Origin of the sequence: Brevibacillus thermoruber 423, assembly GCF_000454065.1 — a bacterium.
GTDB classification, from domain to species: domain Bacteria; phylum Bacillota; class Bacilli; order Brevibacillales; family Brevibacillaceae; genus Brevibacillus; species Brevibacillus thermoruber.
On sequence record NZ_KE695649.1, the window covers coordinates 60,624 to 79,806 of the forward strand.

The 19,183-nt window shown below is 56.0% G+C and carries 15 protein-coding genes; 9 read left to right on the forward strand and 6 right to left on the reverse strand.

Annotation, left to right across the window (positions count from 1 at the left end):
* Together M516_RS25885 and istA are read right to left on the reverse strand one after the other, a co-directional pair.
* The coding region (locus M516_RS25885; RefSeq protein ID WP_238550916.1) for an ATP-binding protein at positions 1-315 on the reverse strand (315 nt) is incomplete at its 3' end.
* A complete protein-coding gene (gene istA, locus M516_RS24600; protein WP_081656422.1) occupies positions 312-1,535 on the reverse strand; it encodes an IS21 family transposase in 1,224 nt (407 codons plus the stop codon). The genes istA and M516_RS25885, both read right to left, overlap by 4 nt.
* A gap of 460 nt (positions 1,536-1,995) precedes the next feature.
* Here istA and M516_RS0105255 point away from each other — a divergent pair, with 460 nt between their 5' ends.
* On the forward strand, positions 1,996-2,676 hold the full coding sequence (locus M516_RS0105255) for an MFS transporter (protein WP_029098187.1): 681 nt from the start codon (positions 1,996-1,998) through the stop codon (positions 2,674-2,676).
* A 553-nt stretch (positions 2,677-3,229) separates the two neighbouring features.
* Here the strand turns inward: M516_RS0105255 and M516_RS22755 are convergent.
* Positions 3,230-4,201, reverse strand: a complete 972-nt coding sequence (locus M516_RS22755) for a tyrosine-type recombinase/integrase (RefSeq protein ID WP_051188103.1) — start codon at positions 4,199-4,201, stop codon at positions 3,230-3,232.
* A 113-nt stretch (positions 4,202-4,314) separates the two neighbouring features.
* Here M516_RS22755 and M516_RS0105270 point away from each other — a divergent pair, with 113 nt between their 5' ends.
* Positions 4,315-5,418 carry an HD-GYP domain-containing protein gene (locus M516_RS0105270; protein ID WP_081656453.1) on the forward strand — a complete coding sequence of 368 codons (1,104 nt, stop codon included), beginning with the start codon at positions 4,315-4,317 and terminating at the stop codon, positions 5,416-5,418.
* A 172-nt stretch (positions 5,419-5,590) separates the two neighbouring features.
* Here the strand turns inward: M516_RS0105270 and M516_RS0105275 are convergent, their stop codons facing one another.
* Together M516_RS0105275 and M516_RS0105280 are read right to left on the reverse strand one after the other, a co-directional pair.
* Positions 5,591-6,979 (reverse strand): sensor histidine kinase, encoded by a 1,389-nt coding sequence (locus tag M516_RS0105275; protein WP_029098189.1) that lies wholly within the window; start codon positions 6,977-6,979, stop codon positions 5,591-5,593.
* Positions 6,972-7,646, reverse strand: coding sequence for a response regulator transcription factor (locus M516_RS0105280; protein WP_029098190.1), 675 nt, complete (start codon positions 7,644-7,646; stop codon positions 6,972-6,974). Before M516_RS0105280 ends, M516_RS0105275 begins: the two co-directional genes overlap by 8 nt.
* Positions 7,647-7,848: 202 nt before the next feature.
* On the opposite strand from M516_RS0105280, the gene M516_RS0105285 reads away from it, so the two are divergent.
* The 3 genes from M516_RS0105285 to M516_RS0105295 are packed head-to-tail and all read left to right on the forward strand — an operon-like array spanning position 7,849 to position 11,346.
* Positions 7,849-9,408 (forward strand): efflux RND transporter periplasmic adaptor subunit, encoded by a 1,560-nt coding sequence (locus tag M516_RS0105285; protein WP_051188105.1) that lies wholly within the window; start codon positions 7,849-7,851, stop codon positions 9,406-9,408.
* Position 9,409: 1 nt separating this feature from the next.
* Positions 9,410-10,132 (forward strand): ABC transporter ATP-binding protein, encoded by a 723-nt coding sequence (locus M516_RS0105290; RefSeq protein WP_029098192.1) that lies wholly within the window; start codon positions 9,410-9,412, stop codon positions 10,130-10,132.
* Positions 10,129-11,346 carry an ABC transporter permease gene (locus M516_RS0105295; protein ID WP_029098193.1) on the forward strand — a complete coding sequence of 406 codons (1,218 nt, stop codon included), beginning with the start codon at positions 10,129-10,131 and terminating at the stop codon, positions 11,344-11,346. Before M516_RS0105290 ends, M516_RS0105295 begins: the two co-directional genes overlap by 4 nt.
* Before the next feature lie 568 nt (positions 11,347-11,914).
* Here the strand turns inward: M516_RS0105295 and M516_RS25445 are convergent.
* Positions 11,915-12,169 (reverse strand): hypothetical protein, encoded by a 255-nt coding sequence (locus tag M516_RS25445; RefSeq protein ID WP_152642820.1) that lies wholly within the window; start codon positions 12,167-12,169, stop codon positions 11,915-11,917.
* Between the two features lie 281 nt (positions 12,170-12,450).
* On the opposite strand from M516_RS25445, the gene M516_RS0105310 reads away from it, so the two are divergent.
* The 4 genes from M516_RS0105310 to M516_RS0105325 all read left to right on the forward strand — a co-directional run bounded on the left by M516_RS0105310 (position 12,451) and on the right by M516_RS0105325 (position 19,165).
* Positions 12,451-14,409 (forward strand): putative thiazole-containing bacteriocin maturation protein, encoded by a 1,959-nt coding sequence (locus M516_RS0105310; protein WP_029098195.1) that lies wholly within the window; start codon positions 12,451-12,453, stop codon positions 14,407-14,409.
* Positions 14,406-16,349, forward strand: a complete 1,944-nt coding sequence (locus M516_RS0105315) for a TOMM precursor leader peptide-binding protein (protein ID WP_029098196.1) — start codon at positions 14,406-14,408, stop codon at positions 16,347-16,349. Before M516_RS0105310 ends, M516_RS0105315 begins: the two co-directional genes overlap by 4 nt.
* A 21-nt stretch (positions 16,350-16,370) precedes the next feature.
* The gene (locus M516_RS0105320) at positions 16,371-17,948 is read left to right on the forward strand and encodes a SagB family peptide dehydrogenase (RefSeq protein ID WP_029098197.1); all 1,578 of its coding nucleotides are present in this window, start codon (positions 16,371-16,373) and stop codon (positions 17,946-17,948) included.
* A gap of 206 nt (positions 17,949-18,154) precedes the next feature.
* Positions 18,155-19,165: an LLM class flavin-dependent oxidoreductase gene (locus M516_RS0105325; protein ID WP_029098198.1), complete on the forward strand. Its 1,011-nt coding sequence runs from the start codon at positions 18,155-18,157 to the stop codon at positions 19,163-19,165.
* Positions 19,166-19,183 lie beyond the last annotated feature (18 nt).

The following is a 19,183-nucleotide window of genomic DNA, read 5'->3' on the forward strand; positions in this document are numbered from 1 at the left end:
GAACAAGACATTCTCGTGTCGGGTTACGAAAGTCATCGTGGCCAACTCTCGAATCATCCGTTCGTCAATGTTGGGTTGGAAAGTAAAATCGAACTCCTCCAGTGTTTTTCGGTAAGGCAAGTGTGCGAGTTTGGTGCGTACCTCCATATTCCGTTTCTGACGTTCCGCTATCTCTGCATCTAGAAGCATGTTGAGAAAGGACAGATAGGTGGGCTGTCCATGGCTTGCCGCTTCCAAATGGGCATCTAAGAGTAGAGCCGCTTGCTGAAGTCCAAGTTCCTCGAGACGTAGCCGTGCCTGTTCCAGTTCGATCATGTTCCCACCCCTGTCAGCTGCTCATAGACATCCAGCGAACGCACTTCCACTTGCTGCGATGAAATCTGTCGGGCTTGCGGACGTGGATAAGCATATCCTTGAGCGATCGTAAGACCTGCATACTGGTTTTCGCAAAAAACAGTTGCACGGGATCGATAGACCTTTTGGTGTCGGGAAATACATGTGCCGTCGGCCCAGATTTCCACCCACCCATTCACTTCTCGCACGGTTACCTCACGTCCACTGTACCTCCATGGAACCCCATATCGCACACCATCGTAGCTAACAAATCCGTCTCGGCTGACCTGTCTGGGTTCATGCAGATATTTTTCCCACCGATCAACGGAAGGGATGGGCGACAGATTTTCCTCACGGAGTCTGTCGGTGGGACGTTCACCGGTTGTTCCATGAATACGGCGGTTAATTCGTTCGCACCAGTGAAGGGCTTGTTGATTGAGATCCTGTAAATCAACGAAGCGCTTGCCAGGAAGAAAGTTGTTTTTTACGTAATGAACGCCTCGTTCCACTTTTCCCTTTGTTTCAGGGCGGCGGACTTTACATACTTTTGGAACAAGCCCAATCGCCGCAGCAAAGTCGGCAAAAAGCGGATGCCAGCGGGGTTTTCGATCGTCTCCCATACCAAGTACGACTGTTTTCATCTGATCGGTCAGCATCACTTTAGGGATACCCCCAAAGTATTCAAATGCATGAATCAAACAGCGCAGAAAGCTGTAGATGTCACAACGCTTGGTAAATTCAATATAGGTGGCACGAGAGTACCCCAATACCATGACAAATACCGGCACTTTTCGGACCGTACCGTCCAGATCTACATAATCACACAGTCCCCAATCAACCTGGGCGTATTCACCAGGTTTCGTCTCGTAACGAAGAACAGCGGGAACTTGTTTGGGAGGACGGAAGTCCTTCACATAGTCTTTCAGGATGGTGCGCCCTCCGGTGTATCCCTTTTCTTGTAGAAGCTCGAATAAAACCTCACAGTTATAGATACCCTCTTGGAGCCGTTCCTGCAGGAACGGTTTGAATGGATCAAGCTTGGAACCACGAGATCTACGGGTTCCCTTTTCGGGGATAAATTCACCCCGGAGATATCGGCGAACTGTATTTCGAGAATTCCCCGTTAGACGGGCAATTTCACGAATACTCTTGCCTTCTGCCCTCATGGTATGTAACGATATCACTATCCCACTCCTTAGCATGTGTCTCCCTCCGAAGTTGTCTTGGCGGACTATTTTCGAAGGGGATATATTCGCTAAGGGTGGGTCATTTTCATTCCGGCGAACCTGGGTCAATTATATCCCGGCGGTGACATCGGACGGGGGTTCGAATCCCCCCGCCTCCACCATACATAAAAGAAAATGCCGCCTAAAGGGCGGCTTTTTATTTTATGTCCGTGGCGAGCCGGATTAGACCTCACAAGTCCGATCGGACGGGAGGTTCGTCCGCGAAGGAGCGAAGCGAGTGAACGCATCGATATCGTCCATAACAGCGAAGGAGCGAAGCGACTGAGCCATGTAATCGAAGATATCGATAATCCCCCGCCTCCAGCATACAAATGCATAAATCAAGACTTAGTAAACAGTCATCTTAGTTTCTTAAAGGATGGCTGTTTTTTTGTATTTAAAATACTCGTGAACAGTTTCCGCAGGAGGGATAGTAGTGGTAAGTCCGGCAGAGACCGTTAAGGCTGAGAGCCATTGGAAACCCCAGTTTTCATTGCTGTTGTTCGGGTTATTATTATCCAAATTAGGAACGAGCATATACATGCTTTCGCTTCCCTGGTTGGCGTATGATTTAACGGGATCTTCCCTGATTCTAGGGAGTGTATTTGCAGTGGAGATGTTGCCATTCATACTCCTTATGCCTTTTGGCGGAGTTCTGATCGATAAAATGAGCCGCAAAAAAATCATGATTGTTTCGGATGTTTTGCGATGTATCGTTCTTCTCAGTGTTCCCGTATTATTTGGGGTAGGTCTTCTTGAAGTTGGCTATATCTATCTGCTTAGTTTCTCTATGTCCGTCCTTTCTTTTATGGTGGAAGTATCTTTGATGGCGATCGTTCCAACCATGGTCCCCTTTGATCATCTGACACGGGCAAACAGTCACATACAGATGATTGAAAACATCTCAACGTTGGCAGGCCCTTTATTGGCAGCTTTCCTATTAGGTGCGTACGGCACGTATATGACACTTGCTTTGAATGCCTTTGCTTTTTTAGTCATGGCTTTTTGTGTACTCTTTATCAACATTCAGGAAAACAAGCAGCAAGTGCAACTACAGTCTTTGATTCAAGATGCAAAAGAGTACGGTATTTATGGGGAAGCCAAACACTGCGGATGATCGCCTGGGTAAGTATCTTGTGCAATTTGGGCATGGGGATTGTGCTTTCGACTCTGGTTTTTTATATGCGAAATATTCTGCAGGTTGGTGAACATCACACAAGCTTTACAGCAAGGTGATGGACCCTTGTCGTTTGCGTTTGCACGCGGATACCGGCGGGATTCGCACCAACAGAAACAGCGCCTTGCTTTGCAAGCAGGGTTTTTTTATTGGAATCAACCGAGAAGAGGGGAATGGATTAAACAACATCGTCGGCATGACGCACGAGATAACGCACGAGGGAGAAAGGAAGAGGGCAGGGAGCAGGAGGCGAATGAAGCATGGTGTTTGTCGAAAAAAGGCGGGAAACATGGGACTCGTGCATGTACCGATGCGCCCCCCGCATGGGACCGGGGGGAGGAAAAGGATGGATGGACTGACCTGGAAAGGCACTCCGGTCTATTTTCCAATACAATAAGGACATACTAGGCGATGTCGTACAATGTAGATTATACGACACTTTTATAGTACCATAGACCCATGACATTTGGCTATATGTCAAACACAGTTTCCCCTAACATCCCCATTGTTCGCAATCCGTGCCTTGAATAATATCGGCAATCCCTTTTTCGACAAAATCCGGGGCGGCCTTCTCCAACAGCTTGATCGTATGCAAATACCGCTGCGTTGTGTTGAGCTGGGAGTGGCCCAGGTTTTCCTGCACCTGTTGGAGGGTGGCCCCGTTCAGCAAAGCAAGCGTCGCATTGGTATGCCGGAGCCAATGGGGCGTAACGCGTTTGTGCAGCCGGCATTTTACGCGTGCCTTTTCGATAATCCGCTCCACTTGACGGCTTGTGATGGGAAACAGTCTGCTGCCCGTGGACAGGCTGTTTCGGTTGGCGCAGATCATGCGCCACAACAAAGCCGGAACCTTGACCTCCCGCGATTTTCCCCCTTTCCCGTTGGGGATCGTCAGCCAGACCGACGACTCCGACGGATCCGTATAAAAATCCTCCCATTTGACAGCGGTCAGCTCTGACACCCGCAGCCCCAGAAGAACCAGCATGAGGCCGATCAGGTAATCCCGTATGCCCTGCTCTCTCAGTGCCGCCAGCAGTTTCGAGAGGTCTGTCTTTGTCAGGTAATGATTCATGCTGGTTACCTTGACGCGGGGAATGCGGATGCATGTGGAAGGATTATGGCTCATAAAGCGAATGTTCGGGTCGCTTGCCCATTTGTAGAACGAACGAATGGAGGACAACTGGGTGGCGACGGTTGCAGGAGAAAGAGGCCGCCCGTTTTTTGAAAAGGTTCCCACCATGAGGTGCTGCTTAAATTCCTCGATGTCCCTCCATGTCGCTTCCCCCAACTGTTTCGGGGCAATGAAGGCCTGGAAACGCCTCAAGGACAAGGCGTAATTCTTGATGGTGTGTTTGGAACGGTCATTGACCGACAAAAACAACTGAATGAGCTGGTTGTCCGAATAACCGTGCGCCCTTCTGGCCGACCGGTTTCTTGCCGAGAACGAAAGCGAATTGACAGACATGGAAATTTCCTCCTTCAGACTATCTACATTGTACGACAAATTTTAACATGTACTGTTGGTATTTGTGATTTTTTGTCGAATTTCGCGGTTGCGTTAGGAGCAAGGGGGGATGGATGATGCGGCCATTGAAGGAAATTCCGGTTTCGCAACTGATGATCGGCAGTGTTCTTGCTCAACCCGTCACGCTGCCGAATGGGGTGAAACTGCTTGAGGCAGGAACGGAGTTGACAGAGGGGTACATCAAAAAGATCAGGAAGATGGGGATCAAAACGGTGGTCGTCATCGACGAGCAGGAAGAAAAGCCCCAACGTCCACGCCCGGCGGTGCAGGTTCACGACCGTTCGGAACCGGTTCAAAAGGTGTATCATACCTTGAGCCATTTGGCGAATTCCGACAAAGTCAGAGGACGGATGTCCGTTCCCGTGATCGAAGCGCGTTTTGTGCACGTATTCGAAAGCATCCTGGAGGAGCTGGTCCGACATGAATTTTTGCTCGGGCAGTTGGCAGACGTGTACGTAAAGGACCCATTCTTGTTTGACCATTCCATCAATGTGGCGGTGCTCTCAGGGATGCTGGGGACGGTAAAGCAATATGATCGCCACAAACTGTATGAACTCGTTTTTGGAGCGTTCCTGTTTGATTGCGGGATGCTGGACGTTCCCGCCGAACTGATCAAAAGGAACCGTCCGCTCACGCCGGAGGAAAAGAAAGTGCTGGAGTACCATACAGCGGCGGGGTACAACAAGCTGGTGAAGCGGGAGGATGTTCCCAAGCGTTCGGCGCTGTGCGCGCTCCAGCACCACGAACGATACAACGGCAGCGGGTATCCCCACAAACTGAAAAAAGGGGAGATTCACGAATACGCCCAGATTGTGGCCATTGCCGACGTCTACCATGCGATGATCTCGCCGCGGTACCATCGGAAGCCGTACACGCCCGCCGAAGCGAGCGAATATTTGGCTGCCGCGGGGAACTATTTCTTTGACCTGGAACTGGTCAAACTATTCCTCACCCATATCTCGATTTATCCGGTAGCAAGCAAGGTCATGCTGAGCAATGGCCAGATCGGCGTCGTCTCTTCCGTGCATTCGGGGTTGGCCCACAGGCCCGTGGTCACCGTTATTCAGGAAGCGGACGGTTCGGTCGTCCCCTTCCCGTACAAGGTTGACCTGCAGGAAAATCTGGATGTGGTGATTGTCAACCGGTTGTCGGGGTAATGGCATCGCAAGACGCTCCGGCGCAGCGTCAATAACATGCCCACGCTCACGCTCTTGTTTCCGGGGGAACAAGGGCGTGAACTTTTTTCGTCGTCGGGGCCGCTGTTTGAGGCGTGAATCGTTTTTCCGCCGGCTGTGATGCCGTATGAAAAGAAAAAGCGCAACGCAGCCGTTACGCTTTGGGGGTATGCAGCGGGATTTTGGCGGTGAAGGTGCTTCCGTTTCCGGGGCTGCTCGCCACGGTGATCGTGCCGTGATGGGCTTCCACAATCCATTTGGCGATGGCCAGCCCCAGGCCTGTTCCTCCCATTTGTTTCGACCGGTTTTTGTCGACCCGGTAAAACCGATCAAAGATGCGGTTCTGCTCCTCAGGCGGGATGCCGATGCCGGTGTCACGGACGGAGAGGCACAAGACGGGGGGATTCTCCGTTTCGTCAACGGAGAGGGTGACCTGGATTTCCCCGCCGCCGGGCGTGTACTTGATGGCGTTATCCAGCAGGATATACAGCAGTTGTTTGATCCGTTCATGATCGCCGTACACCATCACCGCCGGCGGCGCATCCAGCTTCAGGGCGATCTTCTTCGAGGCGGCCACGGTTTGCGTGGACCGCATCATCTGTTCGACGGAAGGGATCACGTCGGCGTATTCGCATTGCAGATCGGGGTGGCCGGAATCGGAACGCGCCAGCGTCAGCAAATCACTCACCAGTTTGGTCATCCGTCTGACCTCATCTTTCATGTTGAACAGGACGTTTCGCCCAAAAGCGGAAAGCTGCTCGCCTTCTTCCATTTCGAACACATCCAGAGAAGACTGCAAAATGCTGAGCGGGGTCCTCAGCTCGTGCGAAGCGTCGGCGACAAACTCTCGCTGACGCTGAAAGGACCGACGAATCGGGATCATGGCTCGCTTGGACATGAAATAGCTGAGCAAAAGCGCGATCCCCAGAAACAAAATGCCCAAGGCCGTCAATATGGTGAGCAGCCGTTTGAGGAGATGGTTGGTAAACGAGATATCGATTCCCGTGTAGAAGATCCCCTTCATCTGCACGCCCTGAAAAACGGGGCGGCCCGTCATCATGAGCTCGAGCCGCCCGTCCATCGGCGGCAGCGGCTTTCCGCGCCGGGTTGGAGGCGGAACGGTCACGGTCCCGTACCGGACTTCGTTGGCGGCGGGAATCCATCCCCGGACAAGCTCCAGGATCTGCGGCTTGGCCCGGGGGATGAATTCGTCGCCAAACAGGAGCTGTCCGTTTGCGTCCACCACATAGTAAAAGAATTGATTCCGGCTTTCCCGAATCCGGTTGAGGTTGTCGTACTCTTCCTGACTCAGGACGCCGTCTCGCAGCGCCTCTTCCATCAGCTTGACTTCCTGTTCGGTGATCATCCGCAGTTGTCTCTTTTGTTCATACGAAATGCCGATGTCGACGAGAACGTAAACGATGCCGATAAACAGGGTGAGGAAGACCATGAGCAAAATGCTGTATTGGACGGTCAGCCGGTTTTGCGTATGCACAAACAGATCCTTTTTCCAAAAACGACGACGCGAGAACCAGTCAATCATCAAGTTTGTATCCCACCCCGCGAATGGATTGGATAATCTCCGTCTCGCCGTCGCCGTTGAGCTTCTTCCGCAGCAATTTGACGGTGGCGTCAATCGTTTTCATGGACACGTCGGAATTCAATCCCCAGATGCGCTCGAAGATCACCTCTCGTGACAATACCTGTCCCTTGTTGCGGATCAGCAGTTCCAGCAGCTGATATTCCCGCGGCGTCAAGTGAATTTCCTTTTCGCCATCATGGACCGTGCGGTTGGTCAGATTGACGGTGATCGTGTGGATGTGCACGATCTGCTCCTGAATCGGGGCAAAATTGCGGCGTGCCAATGCGCGCAAGCGGGCGAGCAGTTCCTCGATTTCAAACGGTTTTACCAGGTAGTCGTCGGCTCCGGAGTCCAGCCCCTCGATGCGATCCTGGAGCGCGTCTTTTGCCGTCAGCATCAGGATGGCGCCGGCGTATCCCTGCTGGCGCAGCCGGCTGGCTACACGCACCCCTTCTTCCCCGGGCAGCATCCAGTCCAGAATCAGGATGTCAAAGTGGGCGTGCAGGGCATAGTCGAAGGCATCGTCTCCCTGTGTCACCCATTCAACCTGATAGCCTCCTTTTTTCTTCAGCATGTACACGATCAGTTCACCCAGTCGAATGTCGTCTTCGGCCAGCAAAATATTCAAAGGAGACACTCCTTGCCCAAAACATGAAATGGTGTCTGTTTTCATTATTCTCTCCATGCTACACGGTTTCAATGAAAAATGGGTGAAAAATGCTTCCGGCCGCTTCGGATCAGGACGGCGTCTCCCTTTTCACCGTTTTTTCACCGTTGCTGCCTATAATGAGCGGGTAGGACTTGTCAGATACGTGTAGGGGGAATGCCGCGTGAGTGAGTATGCCAAGAGAAATCTGGCGCTGTTCTTGCCCAGAAAAAACAAAAGACACATCGTGCTGATCGGCTTGATCGCTGTCCTGTTGGGCGGGGCGGGAATCTTTGCCTACCAGAAATGGACGTCTCCGCAAAGCGCCGCCTCCGTGATGCGAGTGGAAACCGTCAAGCGGGGGAACGTAACGGAAACGGTCTCCGCATCGGGAACCGTGCAGGCCTCCAAGCGCGTTTCGCTATCCGCTGCGAGCAGCAGCGCGGTCATCAAATCGATCCACGTGAAAGTTGGCGACCGTGTCAAGGCCGGACAAGTGCTGGCCGAGCTGGACGATTCCGAAGCCCGCGTACAGGTGAAGAATGCGGAAGCCAACCTCCTGTCCGCAAAGGCCCATTTGGCCGAATTGACAAAGCCCAGGACCGCGGCGGAAATCAACGCGCTGCAGGCGAAGGTAAACCAGGCGAAGGCCGCATTGGACGCGGCCCAAAGCGGTTTCGACACAAAAAAGGCCGATTACGACGTGGAAAAGGCCAAAGCCAACCTGCAAAATGCGCAAAAGACCTACAACACGCAAAGCGCCCTGTACAATCAGGGGATCATTTCGAAGAGCGAATTCGATCAAGCCAAGAGCAGTTTGGACCAGGCGCAGCTCGAGTACAACAGCGCCGTGCTGGCCCGCAGCCAGACACAAGCGAAATCCAGGAGCGACCTGGAACAGGCGCGGGCCTCGTACGAAACGGCGGTAGCCGACCTGCAGGAAGCCAAAGCGGGGCCGGACCCCTCGGCCGTGCAGTCCGCACAAGCCGCGGTGGCACAGGCGGAGGCGCAGTTGCAGCAGCAGGTAAAAGCCCTGCAGGACGTAACCCTGAAAGCGCCCATGGACGGGGTGATTGTGCAGATAAACGGAAATGTGGGGGAAAGTCCGTCCAATCCGTTTATCGTCATGGATAATTCGGACTCCGGCAATCTGGAGGTCCTGGCGCAAATCAGCGAAAGCGATATCGGCAAAGTGAAGGCGGGGCTGCCGGCCACCTTCACCACCACTTCTTACGCCGATCAAACCTTTGCCGGAAAGGTGAAGCTGGTTTATCCGGAAGCGACGACCGACTCAGGGGTCACCACCTATCAGGTTCTCCTGTCCGTCGACAACAAGGACGGCCTGCTGAAAACCGGCATGACCGTGAACGCGCGCATCGAAGTGGGCACGCACGAAAATGTGCTGTACGTCCCGGCGGCGGCCTTGAAAACCCAGAACGGGAAAGATGGCGTGTACCTCGCATCGGCGAAGGGAGAGGCCGGCGCGACCCGAACGGGAAGCGCAGAATCGGGCAGGTCCGCTCCCCGTTTCCGCTTCCAGCCGGTCACCATCGGTTACTTTAGCTCCGATCGGGTGGAAATCACGTCCGGTCTGCAGGAAGGGGATCAAGTGGTTCTGACCTTTGAGAACACCGCCTCCTCCGGCTCCAGCAGCAGGCCAAACGGCATGGGGGGATTCCCGGGCTTTGGCGGGATGGGAGGCCCCGGCGGAGGATTCGGCGGCGGCATGAGAGGGAATCGATAAGATGAAACCGGTCATTCAAATGGAAGAGGTAACGAAGACCTACGTTATCGGCGATCAGGAGATTCAAGCGCTTCGCGGGGTAAACCTGGTGATCCAGGAGGGGGACTTTGCGGCGATCATGGGTCCCTCCGGTTCCGGCAAATCGACGATGATGAATCTGATCGGCTGTCTGGACAAACCGACTTCGGGCGAGCTGTACCTGGATGGTTACCCCGTGTCGCAAGCGGATGACGACGAGCTGGCCATCATTCGGAATCAGAAGATCGGCTTTGTGTTTCAACAGTTTCATTTGCTCCCCCGAACCAGCGCGGTCGAAAATGTGGAGCTGCCTCTGCTGTATGCGGGCGTTCCCGCGAAGGAACGGCGCGAACGAGCCGTGCAGGCGCTGGAAAGCGTGGGGTTGGGCAATCGGCTGTACAACAAGCCGAATGAACTGTCAGGCGGGCAGCAGCAGCGGGTGTCGATCGCCCGGGCGTTGGTCAACAATCCCGTGATACTCCTGGCCGATGAACCGACAGGCGCGCTGGACACGAAAAAGAGCATCGAGATCATGAGCATCTTTCAGCAGCTGCACGAGGAAGGCAAGACCATCGTGCTGGTTACGCACGAACCCGACATTGCGGAACATGCCAAGCGAATCATTCGCTTTCGTGACGGGCAGATCATCTCAAATGAAGCGGTTGACCATCGAAGACGGGCCAACCTTGAGGATGTGAAGGTATGAATTTCGCGGAAAGCCTGCGCGTCTCTTTACGCAGTATCAAAACAAACCGATTGCGCTCGTTTCTGACCATGCTCGGCATCGTGATCGGGGTGGCCGCCGTCATTGCGATGGTGGCCATCGGGGAGGGCGCTTCCGCCAACGTGGCGTCGCAAATCAACGCCTTGGGGAGCAACCTGCTCATTGTGACACCCGGCCAGACTGCCCAGGGGCAAATCAATCTGGGCGCCGGTTCGTTAAACACCTTGACGCTGGCGGATAGTGAAGCGCTCGCCCAAAACAGCTCCATCGCGGCGGTTGCGCCCAGTGTGACGGGGCGGGCTCAGGTAGTCTGGCGGAACAAAAACTACGCGACCTCGATCGAAGGCACCAATGAATCGTATCCCCAGGTGCGGAACGTTCAGGTGCAGCAGGGCCGGTTCTTTAACCGGCTGGAAGTGCAGAGACAATCAAACGTGGCGGTTGTGGGCCCGGACGTGATCGCCAATTTGTTCGGTGACAGCAATGCCAGCCCCATCGGGCAAACCATCCAGATCAACCGGATTCCGTTTCAAATCATCGGCATCTTGAAAAGTCAGGGCAGCACGGGAATGACCAACAATGACGACAAAGTGATTGTCCCGATTACGACAGCGATGAACCGGCTGACCGGAGGCAGGCACGTGGGCAGCATTTACGTGTCGGCCGTCTCCGCGGAGGCGTTGCCCCAGGCGCAGTTTGACGTTCAGTTGACGCTGAGGGCCCAGCACAACCTGCGGCCGAACAAGGAAAACGACTTTCAAATCCGGTCCCAATCGGAAATCCTCAGTACGGCCCAAGGGGTTACCGGTGTGATGACCGCCCTGTTGTCCGGCATTGCGGCGATTTCGCTGGTGGTCGGGGGCATCGGGATCATGAACATCATGCTGGTTTCGGTGACGGAACGAACGCGTGAGATCGGCATCCGCAAAGCGCTCGGGGCAACCCGTTGGGACATTCAACGGCAGTTTTTGATCGAATCCGTGACCATCAGCTTGCTGGGGGGAATCATCGGCATTCTCCTGGGGATCGGGGCGGCTTTCGCCCTGCGCCAATTCGCCGGCATAGCGACGTCGGTCAGTGTGTCTCCGATGCTGTACGCGTTCCTTTCCTCCGTGCTTGTCGGCGTGATATTCGGGGTGTACCCGGCCCGAAAAGCCGCACGGCTGAAACCGATTGACGCACTGCGTTACGAGTAGTGCGCAGCGGGTGCGCCGTTCGGTGTTCCTGCACAATTGATTGCCATTCAAAGCCACTCCTTTGTGTTGGAGTGGCTTTTTTGCTTATGGACAAGGCGGTTTCCTCTTCCAATAGGGAACCGCCCATTTTGGTATGGGCAAGCAACCAATTCGGGGAACCGGAATAATGTGCACTGTAGCGAAAAACAGAATGATGGTGAAAGGGGAAAGGTTTCATTGAGCAGCACACCCGTTGAAAGCCACCATGGCCATAAGTCTTACGGCACAGCCGCGTTTTCTCCGCAATGGTATCAATGGCCCCACCCATATCATGTCCCGTATCCGCCCTATCTGTCCTACGTGCCGGTTGTCTACCAGGAGCCATTCTATGACTATTATTTGGACTACGTTGATTATGTTGACCCGTACGGAGGCTACTACGACGTGTACGACTCCTACGAGGACAGCTTTGATTACGTCAGTTCCTGACGGTTGCGGCAGGGAGCGCGAGCGCTGCACGTCCGCAGCGGCCGCATAGCGTCCGGTGCGCTGACGGACACGTTTTCGGTGATGAAACATCCAGATCAATTCATGAATGGAGGGTATCAAATTGGACGATTTTAAAAAAGAAATCAAAAAGGTAGAAGCGGATGAGTTTCATGCGAGCGAGATGGTTCCCTATGAGAATCCGGACTACGATTACGCCCAATTCAATTGCGGGCAATGTGGGGGACGCTGCAGAAACTGTAGAAATTGTTTTCAACGCTGCCGAAATTGCTTTTTCCCGCGCTGCCACAACTGCTTTTTCCCGCGCTGCCACAATTGCTTTTTCCCACGCTGCCACAATTGCTTTGGCCCCCGGTGCGGACGATGCTTTTAACCTGGTGAAGACAGAGGTTTGTGATCGTTTGACAGGAGAGCCGAAACCCTTCAATTGCAAGGGTTTCGGCTTTTTTTCGGCTGCATGTGACCGGTCTGTTTGTCTCGTGGCACGGAAGTTGTCGGCGTGGAGGGGACTTCTCAACAAAGTAGGCAAGAGGGACAAATAGCGGTACATATGATTAACACGGAGTGTGTTGAGGGATGGTTGCGGATTTCAGAACAGCTGACGGGAGGAAGCATGGTATGACAAGTTTGAAGCCATCGATGCGTCTGAAAGTGAAGGGAGACACGTTTTTTCTCCCCGATCCATCCGGCGGTGTGTATTTTCGGAACAACATCGGCTCGTTTCACATGGAAGGCAGGACGATCCTGCAGTGGATTGAAAAACTGATGCCGGTGTTAAACGGCGAGCACACGCTGGAGGAGTTGACGGACGGATTGCCGGCCCCATACCGGGACCGGGTGTATGAAATTGCAGAGGTGCTGTACCAAAACGGCTTTGTCCGGGATGTAAGCCGGGATCGGCCGCATCAACTGCCGGAAGAGATACGCAAACGATATGCGGAGCAAATCGAATTTTTGAACAGTTTCGGGGATTCGGGTGCCTACCGCTTTCAGACGTATCGTCAGTCCAGGGTGGCAGCGGTGGGCGCCGGCCCGTTACTGCTCTCGCTGGTAGCGGCGTTGTTGGAATCGGGACTGCCAAGGCTGCACGTACTGGTCACGGATGAGGCAGTCACGAACCGGCAGCGGTTGGCGGAACTGGCGGAACATGCCCGAAAAGAGGACCCTGAGGTATCGCTGGAGGACATTTCGCTGCAAAAAGGGGGCGTCATTTCCTGGCGGGAGTTTGTGCAGCCGTTCGATGCGATCCTGTACGTGTCAGAGAAGGGGGATGTCGAGGAACTGCGGGTTCTGCATGACGTCTGCAGGCAGGAAAAAAAGGTGTTCCTCCCGGCCCTGTGCATCCATGAGACAGGGATGGCCGGTCCGCTGGTGCATCCGGACAGTGCGGGATGTTGGGAGTCGGCGTGGCGCCGCCTGCACCTGTCGGCGGTGCACAAAGACCCGAAGCAGCACGCCTTCTCCTCCACCGCGGGAGCCATGCTGGCGAATGTCATGGTGTTCGAATGGTTCAAAACGGCAACGGGCGTATTCCAACGGGAACCGCAATTCTTTCTCTTGAACCTGGAGACGTTGGAAGGAAGCTGGCATTCGTTCCTGCCCCATCCGCTGGTGACCGGATACGAACCGGTGCACTGGGTCCACGTTTCAGATCTGCGGCTCGAACGGGATTCCACGAGGCGGGAATCGGACGGATTGATTCCGTACCTCAGCCGGCTTGCATCACCGGAAACCGGCATTTTGCATGTGTGGGATCCGTTGGACACCCGGCAGATTCCGTTGGCACAGTGTGTGGTTCAGGCTGTCGATCCGCTGTCGGAAGGACCGGCTCGGCTGCTGCCGGCGGTTGTCTGTACAGGGTTGACGCATGAGGAGGCGCGGCGGGAAGCGGGACTGGCCGGGATCGAAACGTACGTGTCGCGAATGGTCGATCTGCTCGCGTCGACGCTTCCCGCCGAGCAGGAGGCCGGAAGGAGCATGATCCAACCGGATGAATGGGTCGGCGTCGGAGCGGGGGAAACGGCTGCAGAAGGCGTAAGCCGGGGACTGCAGAAGTGTTTGACCGAAGCATTGAGGAAGAGACACGCGGATGAGAAGCCGCGCATCTCTTTGGTGCGGGTGGAGACGGTCGAAGATGAGCGCTGCCGGTATTATTTGCAGGCGTTGACCACGATGCAGGGAGCTCCGCTGATCGGCTTGGGAGAGGACGTCTATGGGTTCCCTGTGGTGTGGGCCGGTATGAACGGCCGGTGGTATGGCAGCGTGGGATTCCAAGTGACTTCAGCGCTGCGGCAGTCGCTGCAGCAGGCGCTGCTGAAGGCGCAAAACCAAGCGGCGCGTCCCGGGATGCAGGCGGTGGAGGTTTCAGCCGTGCTGCTGGCAGACAAGGCACCGCAAAGTCTTGCGATCCCCGCGTGTGAAGCGGACGATCATGTCGAGGTTGTGCAGTCCGCTCTGCAGGTGTTACAACGAAACCGCAAGCGGCTTCTGGTCTGCGATCTGGCGCGGGAGCCGTTCTTGCAAGAGGAGTTGGCAGGGGTGTTTGGCGTGCTGGTGCGAGAGGAGGAGTCCCGGTGAGTGCTGGTGTGGTTGTTGTTGGAGAAGGGCTGTTGGCCGACTTCGTGAGCAGGGAATTGTCCTCCCGATACCGGATCGTTCGTCATGCCGATGGAAAAACCGGAATACCGGAATCGGCGGACCTGGCTCTGGTTTTGCATGATACCTGGGAGCCTTCCGTTCATTACGAGGCGGAAGCGCTGTTTCCACCGGCCGGCATTCCCTGGCTGCGGGGCTTTGCCGCATGTGGCGAGGGTGTGGTCGGACCGCTGGTGCGCCCGGGTACGCCGGGGTGCTCCCAGTGTGCGGACCTGCGGCGCGTCGTGGCGAGAAGGGACCGCAGCGAGATGTGGGAATGGAAACGGACGCTGGCGGAAAACGGGGGGATGCCGCGTGACCCGTGGGCGTCGCGGACCGGGATGCTGCAGACAGCTCACCTGCTCGTCGCCGAGGCCGAAAGGGTGCTGCAGGGCAGGCAGGCCCACCTGGAAGAAAGCGTCTGCCTGATCAACCTGAAAACGCTGGAGAACTCGCGTCACTTCTTTCTCCCCGACCCGCTGTGTCCGGTATGCGGTCGATTGCCCGACGATTCGCCGATGGCGGCGCGGATTTCGCTCGCGCCCAGTCCGAAGATCAGTGCCGACAGTTACCGCTGCCGTCCGATGGATGAGCTGAAGAACGTTCTGGGCAAGGACTATCTGGATTACCGGACGGGATTGGTCAATGGGAAACGGAATAACTTCGAGTCGCCGTTTGCCGTTGTCAGCGTCAATCTGCCGCTGTTTACGGGGGACGAATCGACGGCGGGTCGGACTCATTCCTTCGCGGAAAGCGAGTTGTTGGCGATTTTGGAGGGATTGGAGCGGTACTGCGGTTTGGAACCGCGCGGCAAACGGACGGTCGTACACGACAGCTATCGCAACCTTGCCGATCAGGCACTCAACCCTCTCACGGTAGGGGTGCACGCCAAGGAACAGTATGCGCGGCCCGATTTTCCGTTCAAACCGTTTGATCCTGACCGCCCGATCCATTGGGTATGGGGCTATTCCTTTATGCAGGAGCGTCCGATTCTGGTTCCGGAACTGCTGGCCTATTACAGTCTGGATTACGGGGACGGCTTCGTCTATGAAACGTCCAACGGATGCGCCTTGGGCGGAAGTTTGGAGGAAGCTATCTTCTACGGCATTTTGGAAGTGGTGGAGCGCGATTCGTTCCTGATGACGTGGTACGCCCAACTGCCTCTCCCGCGTCTTGACCCTGGTTCCGTCGACGATACGGAACTGCGATTGATGATCGAGCGTGCGAAGGCGGTGGGGGGATACGACCTGTATTTCTACAACGCGACGATGGAGAACGGAATTCCAAGCGTGTGGGTGTTGGCCAAGAACAGAAAGGAAACCGGAGTGAATCTCATCTGTGCGGCCGGGGCTCATCCGGACCCGGTACGGGCGGTGAAAGGCGCCGTTCACGAGTTGGCTGACATGATGCTGACGATTGACGACAAATTCGACGCGTACCGGGAGAAGTATGAGCGAATGCTGGATGATCCGTTCCTGGTGCAGGAGATGGAAGACCACTCCATGCTGTACGGCTTGCCGCAAGCGGAGAAGCGCCTGGATTTTTTGCTGGATGAGGACCGTCCGCTGCGAACGTTTGACGAGGCATTCAAGCGGAAGGAGAGGTCGGCCGACCTGACTGATGATTTGAAAGACATTCTTCAGGCTTTTCGCCGTGTGAACCTCGACGTGATCGTGGTGGACCAAACGACACCGGAGATGAGGCGAAACAGCCTGTACTGCGTGAAAGTGCTGATTCCGGGGATGCTGCCGATGACGTTCGGGTATCACCTGACCCGCCTGGAGGGGTTGGAACGGGTGCTGCGGGTCCCCATGGAACTGGGATATGCCAGGCAGCCGTTGACACGTGAACAGCTCAATCCCCATCCGCATCCGTTTCCATAATCCCGGACGGGAGGAAGAAGTATGCGTCTGGATTCATTTTTGCACAATCTGCACTTTGACATTGACAGGCTTGATCCGCCGGACTGGGAGGTGGATTGGAACGACGCCCCCCTCGCGTATAAGCTTTACCGCGGCCTGCCTGTCGTCCCGCTTTCTGCGGAAGTGCCGCTGACGCTGGAAGGACGGGAAGTGCCCGGAATTCCCGCTCTTTCCGACATCGGCCATTTTCTCTGGTATGCGTTCGGGCTTGCGAAAGTCTGCCAATGGGAGCTTGTCGGGGATGGAGCGGAACAAGAAGGCGGCGTAACGCATTCGTTCCGGCGCTTTCTTCCTTCCGGCGGGGCGCTGTATCCCAGCGAATTGTACCTGTATTTGCGAGTAAAGGATTTGCCCGCAGGGATCTACCATTACGATACCGCACACCACCGCCTGGTGCTGCTGCGGGAAGGCGATTTCGATTCCTATGTCGCCAGGGCTCTCGGCAATCGCTGCGACGTGTCGGCTTGTTTCGGCACGGTGTTTGTCTCGACGATGTTTTGGAAAAATTTTTTTAAATACCATAACTTTTCCTACCGGCTGCAGGGGTTGGATGCCGGGGTACTGATCGGGCATCTGCTGGAGGTGGCGAAACGGTTTGGCTTTTCGTCGGGGGTGTACTTCCAGTTTCTTGACAGGGCCGTCAACCATCTGCTCGGCCTGTCCGAACAGGACGAGAGCGTGTATGCGGTCATTCCGCTGTCAGTGGAACCGGGGATGACCTGGTTTGCCGACAGGGGGAGGGACGAGGCGATCACGGCCAGCGAACTGTGCCGGGAGTTGAGGCCGATTGCGCATGAGCACTACGTCCGGTCGCGGCGGGTCCGGCCGTACCCGATGCTGGTCAGGATGAACGAAGCCTCCCTGCTGGAATCGACCCGGTCGTTTCGGCAGGTGGAGGGAGAGACGCACGAAAACGTAAAGGGTCGGACGGTGCCCCTGCCCCCGGTGAACCGGTTGTCGTATGACCTGGCAGCGGCCTGCAAGAAGCGGCATTCGCCGGGGATCGACTTCGTGTTGGGCCGGGTAAGCCAGGAGCAGCTCGCCGCGCTGCTGCGGGAAGCGACCGCTTCCTTCGCCTACCGGAATGATTTGGACGGGGTGCGAGCGAATTCCGAACCTCGCGTCTCGCTGTATCTCTGTCTGCATCATGTGGAAGGCATCCCGGACGGCGCCTACCGCTATGACAGCGGCGCGCATGCCCTGCAGATGGAACGTCCCGGAGATCATCGGCTGTCGCTCCAGCAGGCCATGACGCTCGACAATGTCAATCTGTTCCAACCCCCGCTCTGCCTGCATCCGGCGGGGGGACGGGATCACCTCCAAACGGCACTGGGGTACAGGGGATACCGCATTCAACAAATGGAGGCCGGCATGCTCGTGCAGCATGTGCTGCTGGCGGCATCGGCCCTCGGGATGGCGGGGCATCCGCTTCTGGGATACGACGCGAATATGTGCGACGAGATCTATGGGATTGCCTCACGCGGCCAAACCTGCCTGATCCAGCTCCCGGTAGGTCCCTACCGCCCCGCCTCCCGTCTGGAGGGGAGCCTGCACGCCTAGCGTTCGCCGTTTGTGCTGACCGATACCCTGCTTGTTTTCGCGGTATGCGCGGAGACGGGCAGGGCTGTTTTTTTCAAGCCCTGCCGCAGCGGGCGGGGGGTGGCGCCTGCCTTCTGCTTTGCGCCCTGAAACTGCAAGCGGGTGCAGTTGGTTCATTGCTTTTTGGAGGGAAAACGTGAAATCATAAGGGGGAGGTGAGAAGCAAGATGATTCGCTTGAGCGTACTGGACCAATCCCCGATTGCCCAGGGCAGCACGGCCCCGGAGGCGCTGTCCCAGACCGTCCGCCTGGCCCGTGAACTGGACCAACTGGGGTATCATCGTTTTTGGGTATCGGAACATCACCATACGTTGGGGTTGGCCGGGTCCAGCCCGGAAATTCTGGTGGCCCATCTGGCCGCGGTCACCACGAACATGCGAATAGGGACGGGCGGTGTCATGCTGCCCCACTACAGCGCGTACAAGGTGGCGGAAACGTTTCGCGTGCTGGAAGGACTGCACCCCAACCGGATCGACCTGGGGGTAGGCCGGGCACCCGGCGGCATGCCGCTCGCCACGAGAGCGCTGCAGGAGGGAAAAGTAACGGGCATCGACCGGTATCCCGAGCAGTTGGATGATCTGATCGGCTATTTGTACGACACGATTGACGAGAACCACAAGTTTCCAGGGCTGCGGGCAACGCCCATCGTGCCCACCGCGCCCCAGTTGTGGCTGCTCGGCTCCAGTGGGGAGAGCGCCAGACTGGCCGCCCAGCGAGGAGCATCGTTCGCCTTTGCCCATTTTATCAACGGGGAAGGCGGCGAAGAGGCCATGCGGTGGTACCAGGAACATTTTCAGCCGTCCCTCGTAAGCGATCGGCCGCAGTCGATGGTGGCGATCTTTGTCGTCTGTGCCGAGACCGAGGAAGAAGCGAACCGAATCGCTTCCAGTCTCGACCTGTCCCTCTTGCTGCTGGAAAAAGGGGGCGGCAGTCAGGGTACCCCCTCCGTCGAAGCGGCGCTGCGGTATCCCTATACCGATTATGACCGCTACCGGATTCAGGAAAACCGCAAGCGAATGATTGTGGGCACCAAGGAACAGGTGAAGGAGCGAATCCTGCAGATGAGCGAGCGGTACAACACGACGGAGTTTATGGTGGTCACCATTACGCACGATTTCGAAGCGAAGCGGAAGTCGTTCCGGCTGCTGGCGGAGGCATTCGGCTTGTCGGGCCGGTAGACGCCCAATGAATCAAAC